Here is a 17,664-nt window from a genome sequence, read left to right on the forward strand (position 1 = left end):
TTCGCTGTCTTGTCGTTATTGTTCCGGCTGGCGAGCGGCGATCTGGTCGTCCGTCTGCCCGAACCGCCGTTGGCGACAGGCATAGGCCCGCAGCGCCCCCCGCATTTCATCTTCCAGAAAATCGGGCCAGTATACCGGCGAGAAATAGAGTTCGGTGTACGCCAGGTGCCAGAGCATGAAGTTGCTGATCCGCTGTTCTCCAGCGGTACGGATCATAAGGTCCGGCATCGGCAGATCGCCAATGGACAGGTGCTGCTGAATCAGGCTGTCAGTGATATCCGACGGCTCGATCTGCCCGGCCTGTACCATGTCAGCAACCTTACGGGTGGCTTGGGTGATGTCCCAATGCCCCCCGTAATTGGCAGCAATAACCAGGGTCATCAGCGTATTGTGGCGGGTCAGCTCTTCGGCCTTTTCCATGTGTTCCCGGAGTGTCGGGCTGAAAGCTGAGCGGTCACCGATGATGCGCAGGCGGATGTTGTTGCGATGCAGCTTCTTGACTTCCCGCTCGAGCGCGAAAAGAAACAGGCGCATCAAAGCAGAAACTTCGTCTTGCGGCCGCCGCCAGTTCTCGCTCGAGAACGCGAACAGGGTCAGCACCTCCACACCCTCGCGCGCGCAGGTTTCCACGACTGCCTTGACCGCATTCACGCCGGCCTTGTGACCAGCGACCCCCTTCAGCCGCCGAGCCTTCGCCCAGCGGTTGTTACCATCCATGATAATGGCCACATGCCGGGGCCGGCTATCGGCCGACACCGGAATTTCTGCGGATACAGTTTCCGTCATGAAGTCCCCTGCTCAACCAGCAACGCAGTGCCGGCTGATCGTTTCATTCGAAGCAGACCCGGCCGATCAAACGGCCATCAGGTCCTCTTCTTTCGCTTTGAGCATCTTTTCGACTTCGGCGATGTAGCGATCCGTCAGTTTCTGGATGTCGTCTTCGCCTTTGCGCTCTTCGTCTTCATTGATGTCCTTTTCCTTCAGCAGGTCCTTCAGCATGGTGTTTGCATCGCGACGCGCGTTACGGATAGAGACCCGACCATGTTCGGCGTCGGCTTTTGCCTGCTTGACCATTTCCTTACGGGTTTCTTCGGTCAGCATCGGCATAGGCACACGGATAACGTCGCCGTTGTTCGCCGGATTCAAGCCCAGGTCCGAGGTCATGATGGCCTTCTCGATCACCTGCAGCAGGTTCTTTTCCCAGGGGGCAACGGTCAGCGTGCGATTGTCTTCCACGTTCACGCTGGCTACCTGCTTGAGCGGTGTTTCCTGGCCATAGTAATTCACCAGAACGCTGTCGAGAATGGCCGGATGGGCGCGGCCGGTGCGGATCTTGTTAAATGCCGAGTGCAGAGCCTCAAGGCTCTTCTTCATCTTGTTATCAGCATCAGATTTGATGTCGTCAATCACTGGAGCATCCTCAATTCGTGTTACAGGTCAGTCCGTTTTCCGGCTCGCTTCTGTGCGGGCCGTCAACCACGTTATTCGATCAGTGTACCTTCTTTTTCGCCGGTCACGATGCGGGTCAGCGCGCCTGCGCGATTCATGTCGAACACCCGCAGCGGCATGCCGTGATCACGGGCCAGACAGATGGCGGTCAGGTCCATCACACCGAGCTTCTTGTCCAGCACCTGATCGTAAGTCAGGTTATCGTATTTCTCTGCGGTCGAATCGAGATGGGGGTCCGCAGAATAGACGCCGTCCACCTTCGTGGCTTTCAGTACCGCATCGGCCTCAATTTCAATGCCACGCAAACACGCCGCCGAATCTGTGGTGAAGAAGGGGTTGCCGGTACCGGCACAGAAAATCACCACGTCGCCGTCTTTCAGATCGCGCACTGCGCGGCGGCGATCATAATGCTCAACGATGCCGCTCATGGGAATGGCCGACATGACACGCGTGCGTATGTTGGAGCGCTCGAGCGCATCCCGCATGGCCAGACCGTTCATAACCGTCGCCAACATGCCCATGTGGTCGCCGGTTACCCGATCCATGCCGGCGGCGTTCAGAGCCGCGCCGCGGAACAGGTTGCCACCGCCGATCACCAGGCCCACCTGAACGCCAATGCCGATCAGAGCACCGATTTCCAGCGCCATGCGATCAAGAACTTTGGGATCAATGCCGAAATCGTGCTCGCCCATCAGGGCCTCGCCACTGAGCTTGAGCAGAACACGCTTGTATCTGGGCTGGGTTTTGGATGAAGTCGGCATGGTGATCCCCTTTTCGTCTGTTGGCTGCTATCTGGCGCGACAAGCTTCGCAGGCTTGTATATGACATACCCCTCTCTGACTCTGAAAAGGGGTATCTCAGATACAAGCCCGCCACGAGAGCCGGGTTTCCCCAACTAACGTGGCAGACTCAGGTGGCGCTGCAAACCGGGTCTACAGCGCCTTTCAGAAAGATCAGGCCTTGCCGGTGCCGGCTGCTGCTGCAACCTCGGCGGCGAAGTCCACTTCTTCCCGTTCAATGCCTTCACCCACTTCCAGGCGAACGAAGCCGACCAGTTCGCCACCGGCGGACTTGATCAGTTCACCCACAGTCTGGTCCGGATTTTTTACGAAAGGCTGCTCAACAAGGCTGTTTTCCTTGAGGAACTTCTTGATACGGCCGCCCATCATCTTCTCGACGATTTCGGCAGGTTTGCCTTCCATATCCGGCTGGGCCTTGATGACCTCTTTCTCTTTCTCGAGCTCTTCAGCAGGCATCTCTTCCGGCTTGCCAACGCGCGGGTTGACCGCGGCAGCGTGCATGGCGACGTCACGGGCTACTTCAGAGTCGCCGGCGGTCAGGGCCACAACACAGGCAATCTTATTGGTGCTGTGAACATAGCCACCTACAACCGGGCCTTCCACTTTCACCAGACGACGAACAGTGATGTTTTCGCCGATCTTCTGAACCAGCGCTTCACGCTTGCCTTCCAGATCGCCTTCCATCAGCTTGGCAACATCGGTTTCGCCTTTTTCGAACGCCACGTTCAGCACGTCGTTCGAAAAGTTCAGGAAGTTGTCGTCACGGGCAACAAAGTCCGTCTCGGAGTTCACTTCCAGGATGTAAGCAACGGTGTTGTCGTCGGAAATCTTGACCAGAGACACGCCTTCAGCGGCGGTACGGCCGGCTTTCTTGGCGGCTTTGAGGCCAGAAGACTTGCGCAGCTCTTCAATGGCAGCGTCAACACTGCCTTCAGCTTCAACCAGTGCTTTTTTGCACTCCATCATGCCAAGGCCGGTGCGCTCACGCAGCTCTTTGACCATTGCAGCGGTAATTGCAGCCATGTTCAATCCTCTTGTTCCGAATTCGGTGGGAAGACAGGCTTGGTCACAAAACCGGGCCTGTCCAACATCTCACATCTGAAGGGAAAGCTTACTCAGCAGCGGGAGCAGCGCCTTCAGTGTCTTCACTGACTTCAACAAACTCGTCAGCGCCGGCACCGCCAGCCTGGGCTGCGTCGATGCAGGTGTCAGCAACAGCCTTCACGTAGATCTGGATAGCGCGAATGGCGTCATCGTTGCCCGGGATAACGTAGTCAACACCGTCGGGATCGCTGTTGGTATCAACAACACCGATAACAGGGATGCCCAGCTTGTTGGCTTCCTTGATGGCAATGCGCTCGTGGTCCACGTCGATTACGAACAGTGCGTCCGGCAGGCCACCCATGTCCTTGATACCACCGATTGAACGCTCAAGCTTGTCCATCTCACGGGTGCGCTCGAGGGCTTCTTTCTTGGTCAGCTTGTCAAAGGTGCCGTCCTGACTCTGGGCTTCCAGGTCACGGTAGCGACGGATCGACTGACGGATGGTTTTGTAGTTGGTCAGCATGCCACCCAACCAGCGGTGGTTTACAAACGGCTGACCGGAGCGCTCGGCTTCTTCCTTGATGATTTTCGCCGCGGCGCGCTTGGTGCCCACGAACAGTACCTTGTTCTTGCTCTCTGCCAGTTGCTGAACGAACTTGAGCGCGTCGTTCATGGCAGGAACGGTCTGTTCCAGGTTGATGATGTGAATCTTGTTACGGGCGCCGAAGATGAACTTCGACATTTTCGGGTTCCAGTAACGGGTCTGGTGACCGAAGTGAGCACCTGCCTTGAGCAGGTCACGCATATTTACCTGAGCCATGATATTTACCTTTTAGCTTCGGGTTAGTCCTCCACGCATCCGATTGACCCAACCAATCTCCTTATAAGCAGGAGCTGGCACCCTGGGACAACGTGTCGACACGTGTGTGAATTTGCAGGATTCGTTTCCAGCGGGCGCGTTTATACCATAAAACGCCAAGGCCACGCCATTATTTTTGCCTGCACGCTTCCTTGTACCCGGCCCTCGTCCCCCTTAAAATGCCGGTTTGATGTACACCAATGGGAAGCCCAATGCAGGTATCGATCAAAACTCCGGAAGAAATCGAAAAAATGCGCGTCGCCGGCCGGTTGGCCGCCGAGGTTCTCGAGATGATCGGGGAGCATGTGAAGCCCGGCGTCAGCACCGAGGAGCTCGACCGCATTTGCCACGACCACATCGTGAACGTGCAGAAAGCGATTCCGGCCCCCCTGAACTACAAGGGTTTTCCGAAATCCGTGTGCACGTCGGTCAACCACGTGATCTGCCACGGCATTCCCTCAGAAAAGAAAGTATTGAAGGACGGCGACATCCTCAACATTGACGTCACTGTCATCAAGGATGAATATCACGGCGATACCAGCAAGATGTTCGTTGTGGGGAAACCGAAGCCGGGTACAGAGCGGCTCATCGACATCACCCAGGAGTGCCTCTATAAAGGCATCGAACTGGTCAAGCCCGGCACCCGGCTGGGGGATATCGGCCACGTCATCCAGCAACACGCAGAGAAGCATCGCTATTCAGTGGTTCGCGACTACTGTGGCCACGGTATCGGCAAGGTGTTCCACGAAGAGCCGCAAGTGATGCATTACGGCAAACCGGGCACCGGCATGGAGCTGCAGGAAGGCATGACGTTCACCATTGAGCCGATGATCAATCAGGGCAAGTACCACACCAAGCTGCTTCCGGACGGCTGGACCGTAGTCACCAAGGATCACAAGCTTTCCGCCCAGTGGGAACACACCATTCTGGTGACCGCTGACGGGTACGAGGTGCTCACGAAGCGCACGGAAGAGTCTCTCTAGGTGGACCGAAGCGAGCTGGAATCCCGCATAAGCAACGACACTTCCCCGGTTAGTGCGGCCCGCGAGCTGCTGCGGGAGCGATATAATGCCGATGCGGAAGCTTTTCGCCAGGGGGCCGACGTGCGCTCCCTCGTCCATTCCAGAGCCGACACCGTCGACACCGTACTGCGCCTGATCTGGAACCGGTACCCGTTTGCCGCCTCCTCGGACATATCGCTGATTGCGGTCGGCGGCTACGGCCGCGGCGAGCTCCACCCCCACTCCGACATCGATTTGCTGATCCTGACCCGCAGCGGCATCCGCAAGGAGTGGCAGGAGGATCTCGGCGCCTTTATTACGCTGTTGTGGGACCTGAAGCTCGACATCGGCCACAGCGTGCGCAGCATTGACGAGAACAAGGCGGCTGCCCGCGAAGACATCACCATTCTGACCAACCTTCTGGAGACGCGGACCATCGCCGGGCCAGACGAGTTGCGGGAGATCCTCAGCGAGGAAGTTTACTCCGACGATGTCAGCTCCGATCGCGATTACTTCATCGCCAAACGGCAAGAACAGCAGCAGCGGCACCAGAAGTACGGCGACACCGAGTACAACCTGGAGCCCAACGTAAAAGGCTCCCCCGGTGCATTGCGGGACATCCAGACCATTGGCTGGATTACCAAGCGGCACTTCGGACTGCAGAACATCGCCGACCTGACGCGCTTCTCCATACTCACCGAAGAAGAGCACCAGATTCTGTTCCAGGGCGAATCCTTCCTCTGGCGCCTGCGCTTTGGTCTCCAACTGATCGCCGATCGCAACGAGAACCGCCTGTTGTTCGATCACCAGCGGGCGTTGGCGGAAATGCTCGGCTATAAAGACGAGGGTAAGCGCCTGGGCGTGGAACTGATGATGCAGTCCTACTACCGCACGGTACTGGCATTGGCTGAGCTGGCCGACGTGATTCTGCAATACTACGACGAAGCCATTCTCGGCGCCGGCGAAGCCGGCGACATCCAGCCGCTGAACAAGCGTTTCCAGGTCCGCAACCTCTATATAGAGGCAGTGAACAACCAGGTGTTTGCCTACGCCCCTTACTCCATCATGGAAATCTTCGTGCTGATGGCCCAGCACCCGGAGATCAAGGGTATACGCGCCACCACCATTCGATCACTGCGAGCGCACCGGCACCTGATTGACGATGCTTTTCGCGGGGACCTGGCGGTCACCTCCCTGTTCATGGAACTGTTGCGGACGCCCCACGCCCTGGATCAGACGTTGTCTGCGATGAAAAAATACAACGTGCTGGGCCGTTATCTGCCGGAGTTCGGGCAGATCATCGGGCAAATGCAACACGATCTGTTCCATATCTATACGGTAGATGCCCACACCATGCGGGTGATACGCAACATGGTGCGACTGACCAGCCCGGAAGCCCGAACCGAATACCCGCTGGCCTCACGCCTTATTCATCGACTGCCGAAGCTGGAAACTCTGTTTATCGCGGGCCTTTACCACGACGTTGCCAAAGGCCGCGGGGGCGATCATTCGGAGCTGGGAGCGATTGATGCAGAAAACTTCTGCGAGCGGCACCATCTGAGCGCCCGGGATACCCAGCTGATTTCCTGGCTGGTGGAAAACCACCTGCTGATGTCCATGACCGCGCAGCGGAAGGACATTTCCGATCCCGACATCATCCACGCGTTTGCTCAGGCGGTGCCGAGCCAGGCGCACCTGGATTATCTTTATGTCCTGACGGTGTGCGACATCAGCGCCACCAACCCCAAGCTCTGGAATACCTGGCGCGCATCGCTGTTGCGCCAGTTGTTTATCGAGACCAAGCGGGCGCTGCGACGGGGCACCGAGACCCCGGTGGACCGCCAGGAGTGGGTGCAGGCAACCCAATCCGAGGCGCGGGAGATACTCCGTGCCCAGAACATGACGGATGAGCAGATCGACGGGATCTGGAACACCCTCGATGAGGACTATTTCCTGCAGGACTCCACGGTGGATATCGCCTGGCAGACCGCAGCCATCATCCGCCACGGTGACAACCCCGATCCGCTGGTGCTGATCCGCGACACCCGCGGCGGGCCCACCGACGGCTACTCACAGATCATCATCTACATGCGTGACCGGGTTGCGCTGTTTGCTGCGACCACTGCTGTGCTGGAACAACTGAACCTGAACATCGTGGACGCACGCATCAGCTCCGGTGAAAGCCCCTATTCGGTCAGCTCCTACGTGGTGCTGGACGAGAAAGGGAAGCCCCTTGGCATAGACCCGGCCCGCAAGGATCGTGTGCGCAAACGCCTGATCGAGGAACTGGACGACCCGGACGACTACCCGGACATTATCCACCGACGCACACCACGGCAGCTCAAACACTTCGCCTTCCCCACCGAGGTGACACTGTCAAACGACACCATTAACCAACGCACGGTCATTGAAGTGATTACCCCCGATCGCCCCGGCCTGCTGGCCCGCGTCGGCCAGGTGCTGCTGGAACACCGGGTGCGACTGACCAACGCCAAGATCGCCACCCTCGGTGAGCGGGTGGAAGACGTATTTTTCGTCACCGACGAGCAAGGTGAGCAGATCAGCGACCCCGCTGTCTGCCAGGCCCTGCAGGAAGATCTGCGTACAATGCTGGACGATAGCCAATGAACCCCAATCTGGACCGACTGCACCCCTATCCGTTCGAAAAGCTGGCCAGGCTGAAAGCCGGTATCACCGCGCCGGACCACCTGCGATCCATCTCGCTCGGCATTGGTGAACCCAAGCACCCGTCACCGGAATTTGTGAAGCAGGTGATCGCCAACAACCTGGACAAACTGGCCAACTACCCCACCACCAAGGGGCTGGATGAGCTGCGCGAAGCCATCAGCAACTGGGCCACCCGCCGCTTCGGACTGGCACCCGGCACCCTGAGCGCCAGCGATCACATCGTGCCGGTGAACGGTACCCGCGAGGCCATCTTCTCGTTGGTTCAGGCCGTGGTGGATGCGTCCGGGCCGGCCACCGTTGTCAGCCCGAATCCGTTCTATCAGGTATACGAGGGAGCGGCGTTCCTCGCGGGCGCAACGCCGGTGTACCTGCCCTGCGACGGTAGCAACGGCTTTATCCCGGACTTTGACCGGGTGCCCGAGTCTGTCTGGCGCGAGTGCCAGGTATTGTTCCTGTGTTCGCCGGGCAACCCCAGCGGCGCGATCATGCCGAGAGAGACCCTGATCCGGGTTATCGAGCTTGCCGACCGCTACGACTTTATTGTGGCGTCAGACGAATGCTACTCCGAACTGTACCCGGACGAGACTCATCCGCCTGAGGGGCTGCTGCAGACCTGCGCTGCCATGGGGCGCGACGACTACGCCCGTTGCGTGGTGTTCCACAGCCTGTCCAAGCGCAGCAACCTGCCCGGGTTGCGCTCCGGATTCGTGGCCGGCGATGCCGCGATTCTCAAAGGCTATCTGAAATACCGCACCTACCACGGCTGTGCTATGCCGATTCACAACCAGCTGGCCAGCATCGCCGCCTGGCAGGACGAGGACCACGTGCGGGAGAACCGCGCCGCCTACCGGGCGAAATTCGAAGCCGTGGTGCCCATCCTGCGGGAAGTGATGAACGTGGACTTCCCGGATGCCGGGTTTTACCTCTGGCCCGAGACCCCGATGGACGACGAAACCTTTGCCCGTGAGCTCTCGGCGCAGCAGAACGTTCATGTGCTGCCGGGGCGTTACCTGTCCCGCACGGTGGATGGTCACAATCCGGGCGAGAACCGGGTGCGCATGGCGCTGGTCGCACCGCTGGAAGACTGCGTTGAGGCGGCCAGACGGATCGTCGACTTTGTTAGGGCAAATCAGGCATGAAGATTTACGGCATCAAAAACTGCGACACGGTGAAAAAGGCCCGAAAGTGGCTAGATGAGCAAGGCGTGGCCTACGAATTTCACGATTTCAAGAAAGACGGCCTGGATGACGCCACCCTGACCCGCTGGGAAGACGCGATCGGCTGGGACGCGCTGGTAAACCGCCGCGGCACCACCTGGCGCAAACTTCCGGATGAGGTTCGTGATACCATTAGCGCCCAGTCCGCCCGCGACATCATGCTGGACAACCCGTCAATCATCAAACGCCCCGTAGTCGAGCACCAGGGAAGCGTCAGTGTCGGGTTCAATGCCAGCGAGTGGGCCACCCGTTTCTCACACGAATAACCCTCATACTTTCTTAAAGATCACAGGAGCAACCATCAGATGAGCTTTGCATTCGGTATCGGTATCGGCAGCCAGAACAACCAGGGCGAATGGCTGGAAGTGTTTTATCAGCAGCCGGTAATGACACCCGACAACGGCCTCATTGATGTGGCTCGCAACAGCCTGGATTATCAGGGCGGCAACCAGGCCTTGCTGGTCAACGCCGAGCAGCTGAGCCAGTTCGCCAATGCACTGCGTCAGGTCGGCGAGACCGACCAGGCAGCCCTGGCCGAGAAAGCCGCCAGCAGCAGTCGCCCGGTGTGCGTGACCATTCTGGAGACAGACAACACCGCCTCCAGCACTCCCGAGGTGTATCTCAAGCTGCACCTGATCTCTCACCGTCTGGCAAAACCCCACGGCCTGAAGCTGGATGGCATCTTTGGCCTGCTGCCGAATCTGGCCTGGACCAACGAAGGCGCCATTGATCTGAACGAACTGCCCGATCGCCAGCTGAAAGCGCGCCTGGAAGGCCGTACCCTGGAAGTAAAGTCAGTCGACAAGTTCCCCCAGATGACTGATTACGTGGTTCCGAAAGGTGTGCGGATTGCAGACACCGCCCGCGTTCGCCTGGGCGCCTACGTGGGCGAAGGCACAACGGTCATGCACGAGGGCTTCATCAACTTCAATGCCGGTACCGAGGGCACCAGCATGATCGAAGGCCGCATTTCGGCGGGCGTTATGGTCGGCAAGGGTTCCGATCTGGGCGGCGGCTGCTCCACCATGGGCACTCTGTCCGGCGGTGGCAACATCATCATTTCCGTGGGCGAGAATTGCCTGATCGGCGCCAATGCCGGCATCGGCATTCCGCTGGGCGACCGCTGCAAGGTGGAAGCGGGCCTGTACATCACCGCCGGCACCAAGGTGGCACTGCTGGACGACAACAACGAGCTGGTGGAGATCATCAAGGCGCGGGATCTGGCCAACACCACAGACCTGCTGTTCCGTCGCAACAGCCAGACCGGTGCCGTCGAGTGCAAATCCAACAAAACCGCGATCGAGCTGAACGAAGAACTGCATGCAAACAACTAATTCCCCGACACTCGATCTCGCCATCGACCTGATTCGCCGGCAGTCTGTCACTCCGGATGACGCCGGCTGTCAGGAGCTGATGATGTCACGGCTCGCGCCACTCGGATTTGGCGGCGAACACCTGCGATTCGGGACCACCGACAACCTCTGGGCCAGAAAAGGCACCGAAGGACCGGTGCTGGCATTTGCCGGCCATACCGATGTGGTTCCCACCGGCCCTGAAAAAAACTGGGCGCACCCGCCGTTCGAGCCGGTTATCGAGGATGGCTATCTCTACGGTCGTGGCGCCGCGGACATGAAAGGCAGCCTCGCCGCCTTCGTGACCGCCTGCGAGCGTTTTGTGGGCAGGCATCCGCATCACCGCGGTTCCATCGCTCTGCTGATCACCAGCGATGAGGAAGGCCCGGCCCAGGATGGTACCGTCAAGGTGATTGAAACCCTCGAAGCCAGAAGCGAGAAAATGGACTGGTGCCTGATTGGCGAACCTTCCAGCACCCACGAAGTGGGTGATGTCATCAAGAACGGACGACGCGGCTCACTGCACGGGTACCTTACCGTGCGCGGTGTTCAGGGCCATGTCGCCTATCCGCACCTGGCGGAAAACCCGGTGCACACGGTGGCGCCGGCGCTGGACGCTCTGGCGAAGGAGTTCTGGGACAACGGCAACGACTTCTTCCCGCCGACCACCTTCCAGATCACCAAGGTGGAAGCGGGCACCGGCAGCAACATCATTCCCGGCGAATGTCTGGTGCATTTCAACTTCCGCTATTGCACGGAAAACACGGCGGAAAGCCTGGAAGAACGGGTGGTGGCCATACTGGACCGGTTCGGGTTCGAGTACGACCTGCAATGGCACCTGAGTGGCCGCCCGTTCCTGACGGGCCGTGGCGCGCTGGTATCCGCCAGTCAGGCTGCGATTCGCAAGGTGACCGGCCGGGAAACCGAGCTGTCCACGTCCGGTGGCACGTCCGACGGGCGTTTTATTGCGCCAACCGGTGCTCAGGTGGTCGAGCTTGGCCCCATCAACGCCACCATTCACAAGGTGGATGAGCGTGTGAAAGCGGCTGACCTGGATGTCCTTTCCGACATCTACGAGCAGATTCTCGAAGAGCTGCTCGCCTGAAGCGTTTGCGCCCGCCCTGCCCTCAATAATGCGGGGGTGGGGCTTCGTCTTCCTCTGCCTTGATGTTTGAGGGCGACACTTCCTTCAACTGCTTGTTCAGCTGCCGCTTTGCCTCCCACAGTTCGCGGATGTCCATTTCCTGCTTGGCGACCTGCTCGCTGAGGGTATTTATGATGTCATCCTGAAACGCCAGGCGGGTCTCAAGCTCATCCATCCGTGCTTCCAGATCTTTGTTACTCATCAGTGCCGCTAACCCTGTAATTCATGTATCTGACTGGCCAGTTGCTTGGTCAGCACTCACCGTTATCTGGTATCATGCCGCTTTTGCCCGCCAAGGCCCGTCCATTTTTGGAAATTTTGGCGGTTTTCACCGGCCGGATGTGCGATTTTACCCGATATCCGGTTCTTTATCGTTAGCGTTAAATAAGTATGGAGAAATCTCAGTCAATGCGTAATCCAGCCAAAGCGATCCTTGTTGCTCTTCTGATCGCCATCCCTGCACCGTTGATTCTTGCCATTTTGCTGTCGTTCACCCCGGAACCGCTGCGCTTGATCGCTGCCGGCCAGACGCTTGAAGCGCTCGGCGCCACGCGCGGCATCGCCGCTTACATCATCGCCGTTGTGGTGTTCGGTATTGCCGGTTTTCTGACCGTGGCCATCGCCGCGCGACAGTCAGGTCAGCGCGCCGCGCGTCCTGCCCAGTCCCGCCCGTCCAACCAGGACTATGACGACGAAGACGACTTCGACGACACCAGCCCGGAAGGCGACGAGGAAGGCACCGTTAAATGGTTTAACGTGAAGAAAGGGTTCGGCTTTATCGTTCGCGACAGTGGTGACGAGGTGTTTGTGCACTTCCGCGCCATCCGTGGTCGCGGCCGCCGCGTTCTTCGCCAGGGTCAGCTGGTTCGCTTCAGTGTGGTTGAAGCGGACAAGGGCCTGCAGGCTGACAATGTGTCGATCCTGAGCGACTGATCAGGGACACCGCCAAAAAAGGGGCGGCCGCTTGGCTGCCCCTTTTTTTATTTCACTGATTTTCTTGTTTCACTGACACACCATCTGCGCTTCGGCTCAGTTCCACACCACAAGCTGCTCACCACGGCTGTCCAACCGCCACCACTTGTCGTCCTCCACCGGTTCACCCTCTTTCCAGTCTCCGGGGCTACATCGGACTTCCGTGTCCATCGCGCGCCAGGCACTGCGGGCGCACTCAAGATCTGTGTTCCAGGGCAGTGATTCCCCTTCCAGCACCACACAGGTAAAGCGCTTACCGAAAGCCCCCGGGTAGAGACTGACCGTGACCGCTGTTTTCAGGTATTGACCCACGCCCTTGATGGCCTTTGTGTCTTCCAGCCCGTCCGCCAGCTCCAGCTGGTCCAGGTGATTGGACAACCACTCCGACACCGCCAGAGACTTCAGGTCACGAATGTATATTTCGAGATCCCTCACCCGCTTTTTCTCCTACGTCATGATCACAATGGACCACATAGTGAACCGCGCCGGGGCGCGCTGCAACCCAGCGCTCCAGTTCCTGACGCAGGTCGTCGAGGGTCAGGGTCCGGAGGCTTCCGGCGGCCTTGCGCTCGTGCCAGACGACTTCTGCAGCCGCGCGCTCCAGTTCGGTTTTGGCCAGATCGCTCTCCAGCTCGGCAATTGGTTCCTGGCGCGCCAGCGCCACCAGGCTTTGCCGGCGCAAGGTGTCGGCCTGGCCCGTCAGCGCCAGAGCCGCAGTGGGGCCGCGGCTGGCGAACAGGTTCAGGCGGGCAGCCGCCCGCTCCACCCATTGCAGCATGCCGCCGGGAGCCCCCACAGACTGGCTGTGACAACCCGCAGCATAGGCAATCACGCCATCGGACAAGCAGACATTCCATTGTTTCTCGATGACAGGCTGATGAGCGGTCAGAATCGCTTTTTTCTGCAAGTATCCGCAGGCCGGCATATCAAACAGGTCCATCGAACGACCCAACCATTGTTCCAGTTCCGCCACGGCTTCCGCGCCCCGGCTGGCTCCCGGCCCCAGCAACAACACCGGTCCCCGCCAGCCCTGGATCAACTGAGCCGCCAGACTATCCCAGCGTCCCGCCAGAGTCAGCACCTCCGCCGGCGACACATTGTCCAGAATCAGCGCCGGCCAGTCCCTGCGGGGCACGTGGCTATCCGGAACCGCCGGGTGGTCATCGGCGGCCAGTTCGGATTCTCGGCGCAAATCGATCTCGACGTAGCCAGCGTCCAGACAGGGCAATAACGCCTGCAACCAAGCAGTCTTTCCCGTGCCACGATCACCCCGTAACCAGATCAGCGCCGAGGGCGATGCCGCCATGGTAATCGCCACGTCTTCTGCCAGGGCCAGCCAGCCCAGGTCACTGACCACCACGGGCACCCGGTCATCGCCCGCGGCACTCTCGCTATGCCCGCTCCAGCCAGACAACGGCCAATCGCCAACCATCTCCAGTATCGACACGTAAGCTTTTTCCTGCAGGCGCTCTGCAGACAATGTGAGTGCACGCATCAACAGCGGCCAGTCCAACCAAGGCGCATCAGAGAGTTCCCGCGCGCAGGCGTACCAGTACAGCAACTGGGACGAGAGCAGGCCCTCACCGCCGACCTCGGTCACAATGGGTTGTTCGCACTGAATGGTGCGCACCAGCTCATCCAGATCGACACCCCGGGCTTTGAGGAAGCCGGAAACTACGGGCTCGTCTTCAACCAGTGCCAACAGGAAGTCTTCAGCGGTGATCGCAAAACCACCGCGATGGGCAACGCTGTCCCGGGCGCGCTGCAAAGCGGTTTGACAAAGGGGGCTCAGGCATCCCTGCCAGTCATCCATTCAGCATCTCCTTATGCGTGAGGCCGGCCCATCCTGAGCCGGACGACTTTCATTAAACTCGGTTGTAAGTGTCCTCGAAGCGGACAATGTCATCTTCGCCCAGATAGCTGCCGGTTTGCACTTCGATCAGCTCCAGGGGAATCACACCGGGGTTGGTCAGGCGGTGAGTCACGCCCAGAGGGATATAGGTTGACTGGTCCTCGGTCAGCAGCAGGGTGTCCTCTCCCCGATTCACCGTGGCCGTGCCCTTGACCACCACCCAGTGCTCGGCCCGATGATGGTGTTTCTGCAAAGACAGGGAGGCACTGGGATTCACGGTAATGCGCTTCACCTGAAAGCGCTCGCCCATGGTAATGCCCTCGTAGGTGCCCCAGGGACGGTGCACTTTCTTGTGGAAGCGGTGTTCCAGACGGCCCTGAGCTTTCACCTGGGCAACCAGTTTCTTGACGTCCTGAACCCGGCGGCGATCGGCCACCAGAACCACGTCATCGGTTTCGACAATGACGTGATCGCTGACTCCAAGGGCGGCGATCAGGCGGCCCTCCGAGTGAATGTAGGAGCCGGATACGTCCTCGGTAATCACATCGCCGCGGCAGACGTTGCCATTCTCGTCCTGGGGCTGAATTTCCCAGAGGGCAGACCAGGAGCCGACATCAGACCAGCCGGCATCCAGCGGCACCACCACCGCATCGCGGGTTTTTTCCATCACGGCGTAATCGATGGAATCGTCCGGGCAGCTCTCGAAGGCGGTCTTGCCAACACGGGTAAAGTCGAGATCGGCGGTTTTCTGTTCCCAGGCGTCTCGGCACGCATTGAGCATGGCCGGGTTGTGGGCTTCCAGTTCCTGCAAGTAACGATCCGCCCGGAACAGGAACATACCGCTGTTCCAGAAGTAATCGCCCTCGGCCAGATAGCGCTCAGCGGTCACTTCGTCGGGCTTTTCCACGAAAGCGGCCACATCCTGGTAGCCACTGTGCCGGCCCCCCGCCTTGATGTATCCGTAACCGGTATGGGGTGCTGACGGCACCACCCCGAAGGTAACCAGCTTCCCGGCGCGGGCGGCCTCGGCGCCCTTTGCCACGGCCTCACGGAACGCCGTGAGGTTCTTCAGCACGTGATCCGACGGCATCACCAGTAACAGTTCTTCCGGATTCTCCTCTGCCGCCGCCAGGGCCGCCAGAGCGATGGCCGGTGCCGTGTTGCGGCCAACAGGCTCCAGTATGATACCCGCCGAGCGATCCGGCGCCTGGGCGTGCAGCTGCGCTGCCACCACGAAACGATGATCCTCATTGGTGATGGCCATCACCCGGGCGCTGCCATCCAGCGCCAGACCCCGATCGATGGTTTCCGCCAGCAGGGAATCGTCAGACACCACCGGCAGGAACTGTTTCGGATAAGCCTCCCGCGAGAGCGGCCAGAGACGTGTGCCTGAACCGCCAGAGAGAATCACTGCGAGCATGGGGTCTTCCTTGGTTAACCAGTTGAGAATTGAACAATTTACAAATTTTAGCCTAAACCCGCCGGCTTTCCCATTGCAGCCCGTTCATGCCGGCCCGCACCTGGCCTTACCAGGTGCCGGTATTTTCCATGCTGGCCCAGGGTTCCTGCGGTGCCAACGCCTCACCTTTCTGCAACAACTCGATGGAGATGCCATCGGGGGTGCGAATGAACGCCATATGCCCGTCACGGGGCGGTCGATTGATGGTGACACCGTTCGATCGCAGGTGTTCGCACAAGCCGTAGATATCATCGACCCGATACGCCAGGTGCCCAAAATTGCGGCCGCCGCTGTACTCCTCCGGGTCCCAGTTATAGGTCAACTCGATCATCGGCGCCCGCTCTTCCCTGGCCCGCGCCTCGTCTTCCGGGGCAGCAAGAAACACCAGGGTGAAGCGCCCCTTCTCGCTGCTCTTGCGGCTGATTTCCTTCATGCCCAGCAGGTCGCAGAGAAAGTGCAGGGTCGCTTCCAGATTGCTGACCCGGATCATGGTGTGAAGATACTGCATGTCGATTCTCCTGAGTAAAGGCCCGGCATCGACGGCAAGGCCTGATCACCGCGTCGGTTTGGGTTATGCTGCGGCGTATGAACCAGCAACCGCCGCTCACTGATACGAATTCAGCCCGGATCCCGTTCCGCGTGCCTGCCGTGCGCCACCTGGCGTGGATGTGCCGTGTTCCCCAGCTTATCAGCTCTCCCATAAAATTTGATCCGGGAAATTACCTGCCGGCGGACGCCGAGGCCACGCTGCGGGCATGGGATGCCGAACCCGATCACGGCCCCGCCATACTCACCGAACTGCCGGCAAAACGTCTGGGGCTGTATTTCGAGCGCCTGTACGCTTGCCTGATGGAAGACGTGCTCGGCTGGGAGATTCTCCTTCAGAATCAGCCGATCCGAGGAGAGGGCCGGACTCTGGGGGAGCTGGATTTTATCGTGCGCAATCCTGCGGACGGCCTCATTGAACACCATGAAATCGCCGTGAAGTTCTATCTGGGCTATCCCCGGGCCAACCGGGACGGCCCGCTCTGGTATGGCCCCAACGCCCGGGATCGCCTCGATCTGAAATCCGGGAAAATGACGGATCGTCAAAGCCAGCTCACGGAACGACCAGAAACCCGAGATCTGCTCGCATCCCTCGGTATCAACGCACCCATTCGGCCACGACTCTTCATGCCCGGCTACCTGTTCTATCCCTGGGGAACCCAACTGAGTTCACCAACCGGCCCTGCGGCCAATCACCTACGGGGAAGCTGGCTCTTCATCGATGAGCTGGAGCAGCCGGGCCTGGCTGCACGGCACAACACCCGGCACTGGGTGCCTCTGGTCAAGCCCCACTGGCTGGGCCCCTGGCATCAGGACCATGTCCCTGCCCGGCAGCCCACCGAAGACGCGCTGGAGATGGTGCGCTCCAAAGGCATTCCCAGGTTGTTTGCGATCATGGAGCCGGACGAGGCGGTGGGTATCTGGCGGGAAGCCAGCCGAGTCTTCGTCATGCCAGGCGCATGGCCGGGGGAATCAAACCATGGATGATCAAAGCCAGTTCCGGCTGCTTTCAGAACGACGCTTTCTGCCGTTCTTTCTGACCCAGTTTTCAGGTGCATTCAACGACAACCTGTTCCGCAACAGCCTGCTGCTGTTAATCACCTACACCGCAGGCGGTCTGTTGGGGCTGCCGATTGATGTGGCGGTCAATGTTGCCGCCTTCCTGTTCATCCTGCCGTTTTTTCTGTTCTCCGGCATTGCCGGCCTGACCTGCCCCCAATCACCGAACCACTCACTGCTTAGTAATGTCGGTTAATTTCGACCCTTTTCCCGTAGTCCGAT

General features: G+C 59.4%; 18 protein-coding genes and 1 pseudogene. 9 read left to right on the top strand and 10 right to left on the bottom strand.

The genetic code is table 11. The features are described 5' to 3' along the window. Positions 1 to 15: 15 nt before the first annotated feature. From uppS to rpsB, 5 genes are all read right to left on the bottom strand, one after another. The gene (uppS, locus tag MLC70_RS15885) at positions 16 to 786 is read right to left on the bottom strand and encodes a polyprenyl diphosphate synthase (RefSeq protein ID WP_248185338.1); all 771 of its coding nucleotides are present in this window, start codon (positions 784 to 786) and stop codon (positions 16 to 18) included. A 66-nt stretch (positions 787 to 852) separates the two neighbouring features. Beyond that, on the bottom strand, positions 853 to 1,410 hold the full coding sequence (gene frr / locus MLC70_RS15890) for a ribosome recycling factor (protein ID WP_248185339.1): 558 nt from the start codon (positions 1,408 to 1,410) through the stop codon (positions 853 to 855). 71 nt (positions 1,411 to 1,481) lie between these two features. Further along, complete coding sequence (gene pyrH / locus MLC70_RS15895) at positions 1,482 to 2,210, bottom strand: UMP kinase (protein WP_248185340.1); 729 nt, start codon at positions 2,208 to 2,210, stop codon at positions 1,482 to 1,484. Positions 2,211 to 2,402: 192 nt separating this feature from the next. Next, positions 2,403 to 3,272 (bottom strand): translation elongation factor Ts, encoded by an 870-nt coding sequence (tsf, locus tag MLC70_RS15900; RefSeq protein ID WP_248185341.1) that lies wholly within the window; start codon positions 3,270 to 3,272, stop codon positions 2,403 to 2,405. An 88-nt stretch (positions 3,273 to 3,360) separates the two neighbouring features. Further along, positions 3,361 to 4,113 carry a 30S ribosomal protein S2 gene (rpsB, locus tag MLC70_RS15905; protein WP_248185342.1) on the bottom strand — a complete coding sequence of 251 codons (753 nt, stop codon included), beginning with the start codon at positions 4,111 to 4,113 and terminating at the stop codon, positions 3,361 to 3,363. Between the two features lie 251 nt (positions 4,114 to 4,364). Between rpsB and map the strand changes: the two genes are divergently transcribed. Genes map through dapE form a run of 6 tightly spaced genes read left to right on the top strand, consistent with a single transcriptional unit; the run spans position 4,365 to position 11,515 of the window. Further along, positions 4,365 to 5,135, top strand: coding sequence for a type I methionyl aminopeptidase (gene map / locus MLC70_RS15910; RefSeq protein ID WP_248185343.1), 771 nt, complete (start codon positions 4,365 to 4,367; stop codon positions 5,133 to 5,135). Next, complete coding sequence (locus MLC70_RS15915) at positions 5,136 to 7,781, top strand: [protein-PII] uridylyltransferase (RefSeq protein ID WP_248185344.1); 2,646 nt, start codon at positions 5,136 to 5,138, stop codon at positions 7,779 to 7,781. Continuing rightward, a complete protein-coding gene (gene dapC, locus MLC70_RS15920) occupies positions 7,778 to 8,980 on the top strand; it encodes a succinyldiaminopimelate transaminase (RefSeq protein ID WP_248185345.1) in 1,203 nt (400 codons plus the stop codon). Before MLC70_RS15915 ends, dapC begins: the two co-directional genes overlap by 4 nt. Next, positions 8,977 to 9,324: an ArsC family reductase gene (locus MLC70_RS15925; RefSeq protein ID WP_248185346.1), complete on the top strand. Its 348-nt coding sequence runs from the start codon at positions 8,977 to 8,979 to the stop codon at positions 9,322 to 9,324. Before dapC ends, MLC70_RS15925 begins: the two co-directional genes overlap by 4 nt. A 39-nt stretch (positions 9,325 to 9,363) precedes the next feature. Further along, the gene (dapD, locus tag MLC70_RS15930; RefSeq protein WP_248185347.1) at positions 9,364 to 10,392 is read left to right on the top strand and encodes a 2,3,4,5-tetrahydropyridine-2,6-dicarboxylate N-succinyltransferase; all 1,029 of its coding nucleotides are present in this window, start codon (positions 9,364 to 9,366) and stop codon (positions 10,390 to 10,392) included. Continuing rightward, on the top strand, positions 10,379 to 11,515 hold the full coding sequence (gene dapE / locus MLC70_RS15935) for a succinyl-diaminopimelate desuccinylase (protein WP_248185348.1): 1,137 nt from the start codon (positions 10,379 to 10,381) through the stop codon (positions 11,513 to 11,515). Before dapD ends, dapE begins: the two co-directional genes overlap by 14 nt. 22 nt (positions 11,516 to 11,537) lie before the next feature. Here dapE and MLC70_RS15940 read toward each other — a convergent pair whose 3' ends face one another. Then, entirely contained in the window at positions 11,538 to 11,756 is a 219-nt protein-coding gene (locus MLC70_RS15940) for a SlyX family protein (RefSeq protein ID WP_248185349.1), read from the bottom strand. A gap of 206 nt (positions 11,757 to 11,962) precedes the next feature. Between MLC70_RS15940 and MLC70_RS18590 the strand changes: the two genes are divergently transcribed. Next, entirely contained in the window at positions 11,963 to 12,487 is a 525-nt protein-coding gene (locus MLC70_RS18590; protein WP_282448502.1) for a cold-shock protein, read from the top strand. A 96-nt stretch (positions 12,488 to 12,583) separates the two neighbouring features. On the opposite strand, the gene MLC70_RS15950 is transcribed toward MLC70_RS18590, so the two are convergent. The 4 genes from MLC70_RS15950 to MLC70_RS15965 all read right to left on the bottom strand — a co-directional run bounded on the left by MLC70_RS15950 (position 12,584) and on the right by MLC70_RS15965 (position 16,345). Next, positions 12,584 to 12,961 (bottom strand): hypothetical protein, encoded by a 378-nt coding sequence (locus MLC70_RS15950; RefSeq protein ID WP_248185350.1) that lies wholly within the window; start codon positions 12,959 to 12,961, stop codon positions 12,584 to 12,586. Beyond that, positions 12,933 to 14,339: a hypothetical protein gene (locus tag MLC70_RS15955; protein WP_248185351.1), complete on the bottom strand. Its 1,407-nt coding sequence runs from the start codon at positions 14,337 to 14,339 to the stop codon at positions 12,933 to 12,935. Before MLC70_RS15955 ends, MLC70_RS15950 begins: the two co-directional genes overlap by 29 nt. Before the next feature lie 52 nt (positions 14,340 to 14,391). Further along, on the bottom strand, positions 14,392 to 15,798 hold the full coding sequence (locus tag MLC70_RS15960) for a mannose-1-phosphate guanylyltransferase/mannose-6-phosphate isomerase (RefSeq protein ID WP_248185352.1): 1,407 nt from the start codon (positions 15,796 to 15,798) through the stop codon (positions 14,392 to 14,394). A gap of 106 nt (positions 15,799 to 15,904) precedes the next feature. Further along, on the bottom strand, positions 15,905 to 16,345 hold the full coding sequence (locus MLC70_RS15965) for a VOC family protein (RefSeq protein WP_248185353.1): 441 nt from the start codon (positions 16,343 to 16,345) through the stop codon (positions 15,905 to 15,907). Positions 16,346 to 16,422: 77 nt separating this feature from the next. Between MLC70_RS15965 and MLC70_RS15970 the strand changes: the two genes are divergently transcribed. Continuing rightward, positions 16,423 to 17,370: a DUF1853 family protein gene (locus MLC70_RS15970; protein WP_248185354.1), complete on the top strand. Its 948-nt coding sequence runs from the start codon at positions 16,423 to 16,425 to the stop codon at positions 17,368 to 17,370. Further along, positions 17,363 to 17,587 (top strand): annotated as a pseudogene (locus tag MLC70_RS15975) (MFS transporter); the annotation flags it as partial. The gene MLC70_RS15970 and the pseudogene MLC70_RS15975, both read left to right, overlap by 8 nt. Between the last annotated feature and the right edge of the window lie 77 nt (positions 17,588 to 17,664).

This window comes from Marinobacter goseongensis (assembly GCF_023156235.1).
Lineage (GTDB): Bacteria > Pseudomonadota > Gammaproteobacteria > Pseudomonadales > Oleiphilaceae > Marinobacter > Marinobacter goseongensis.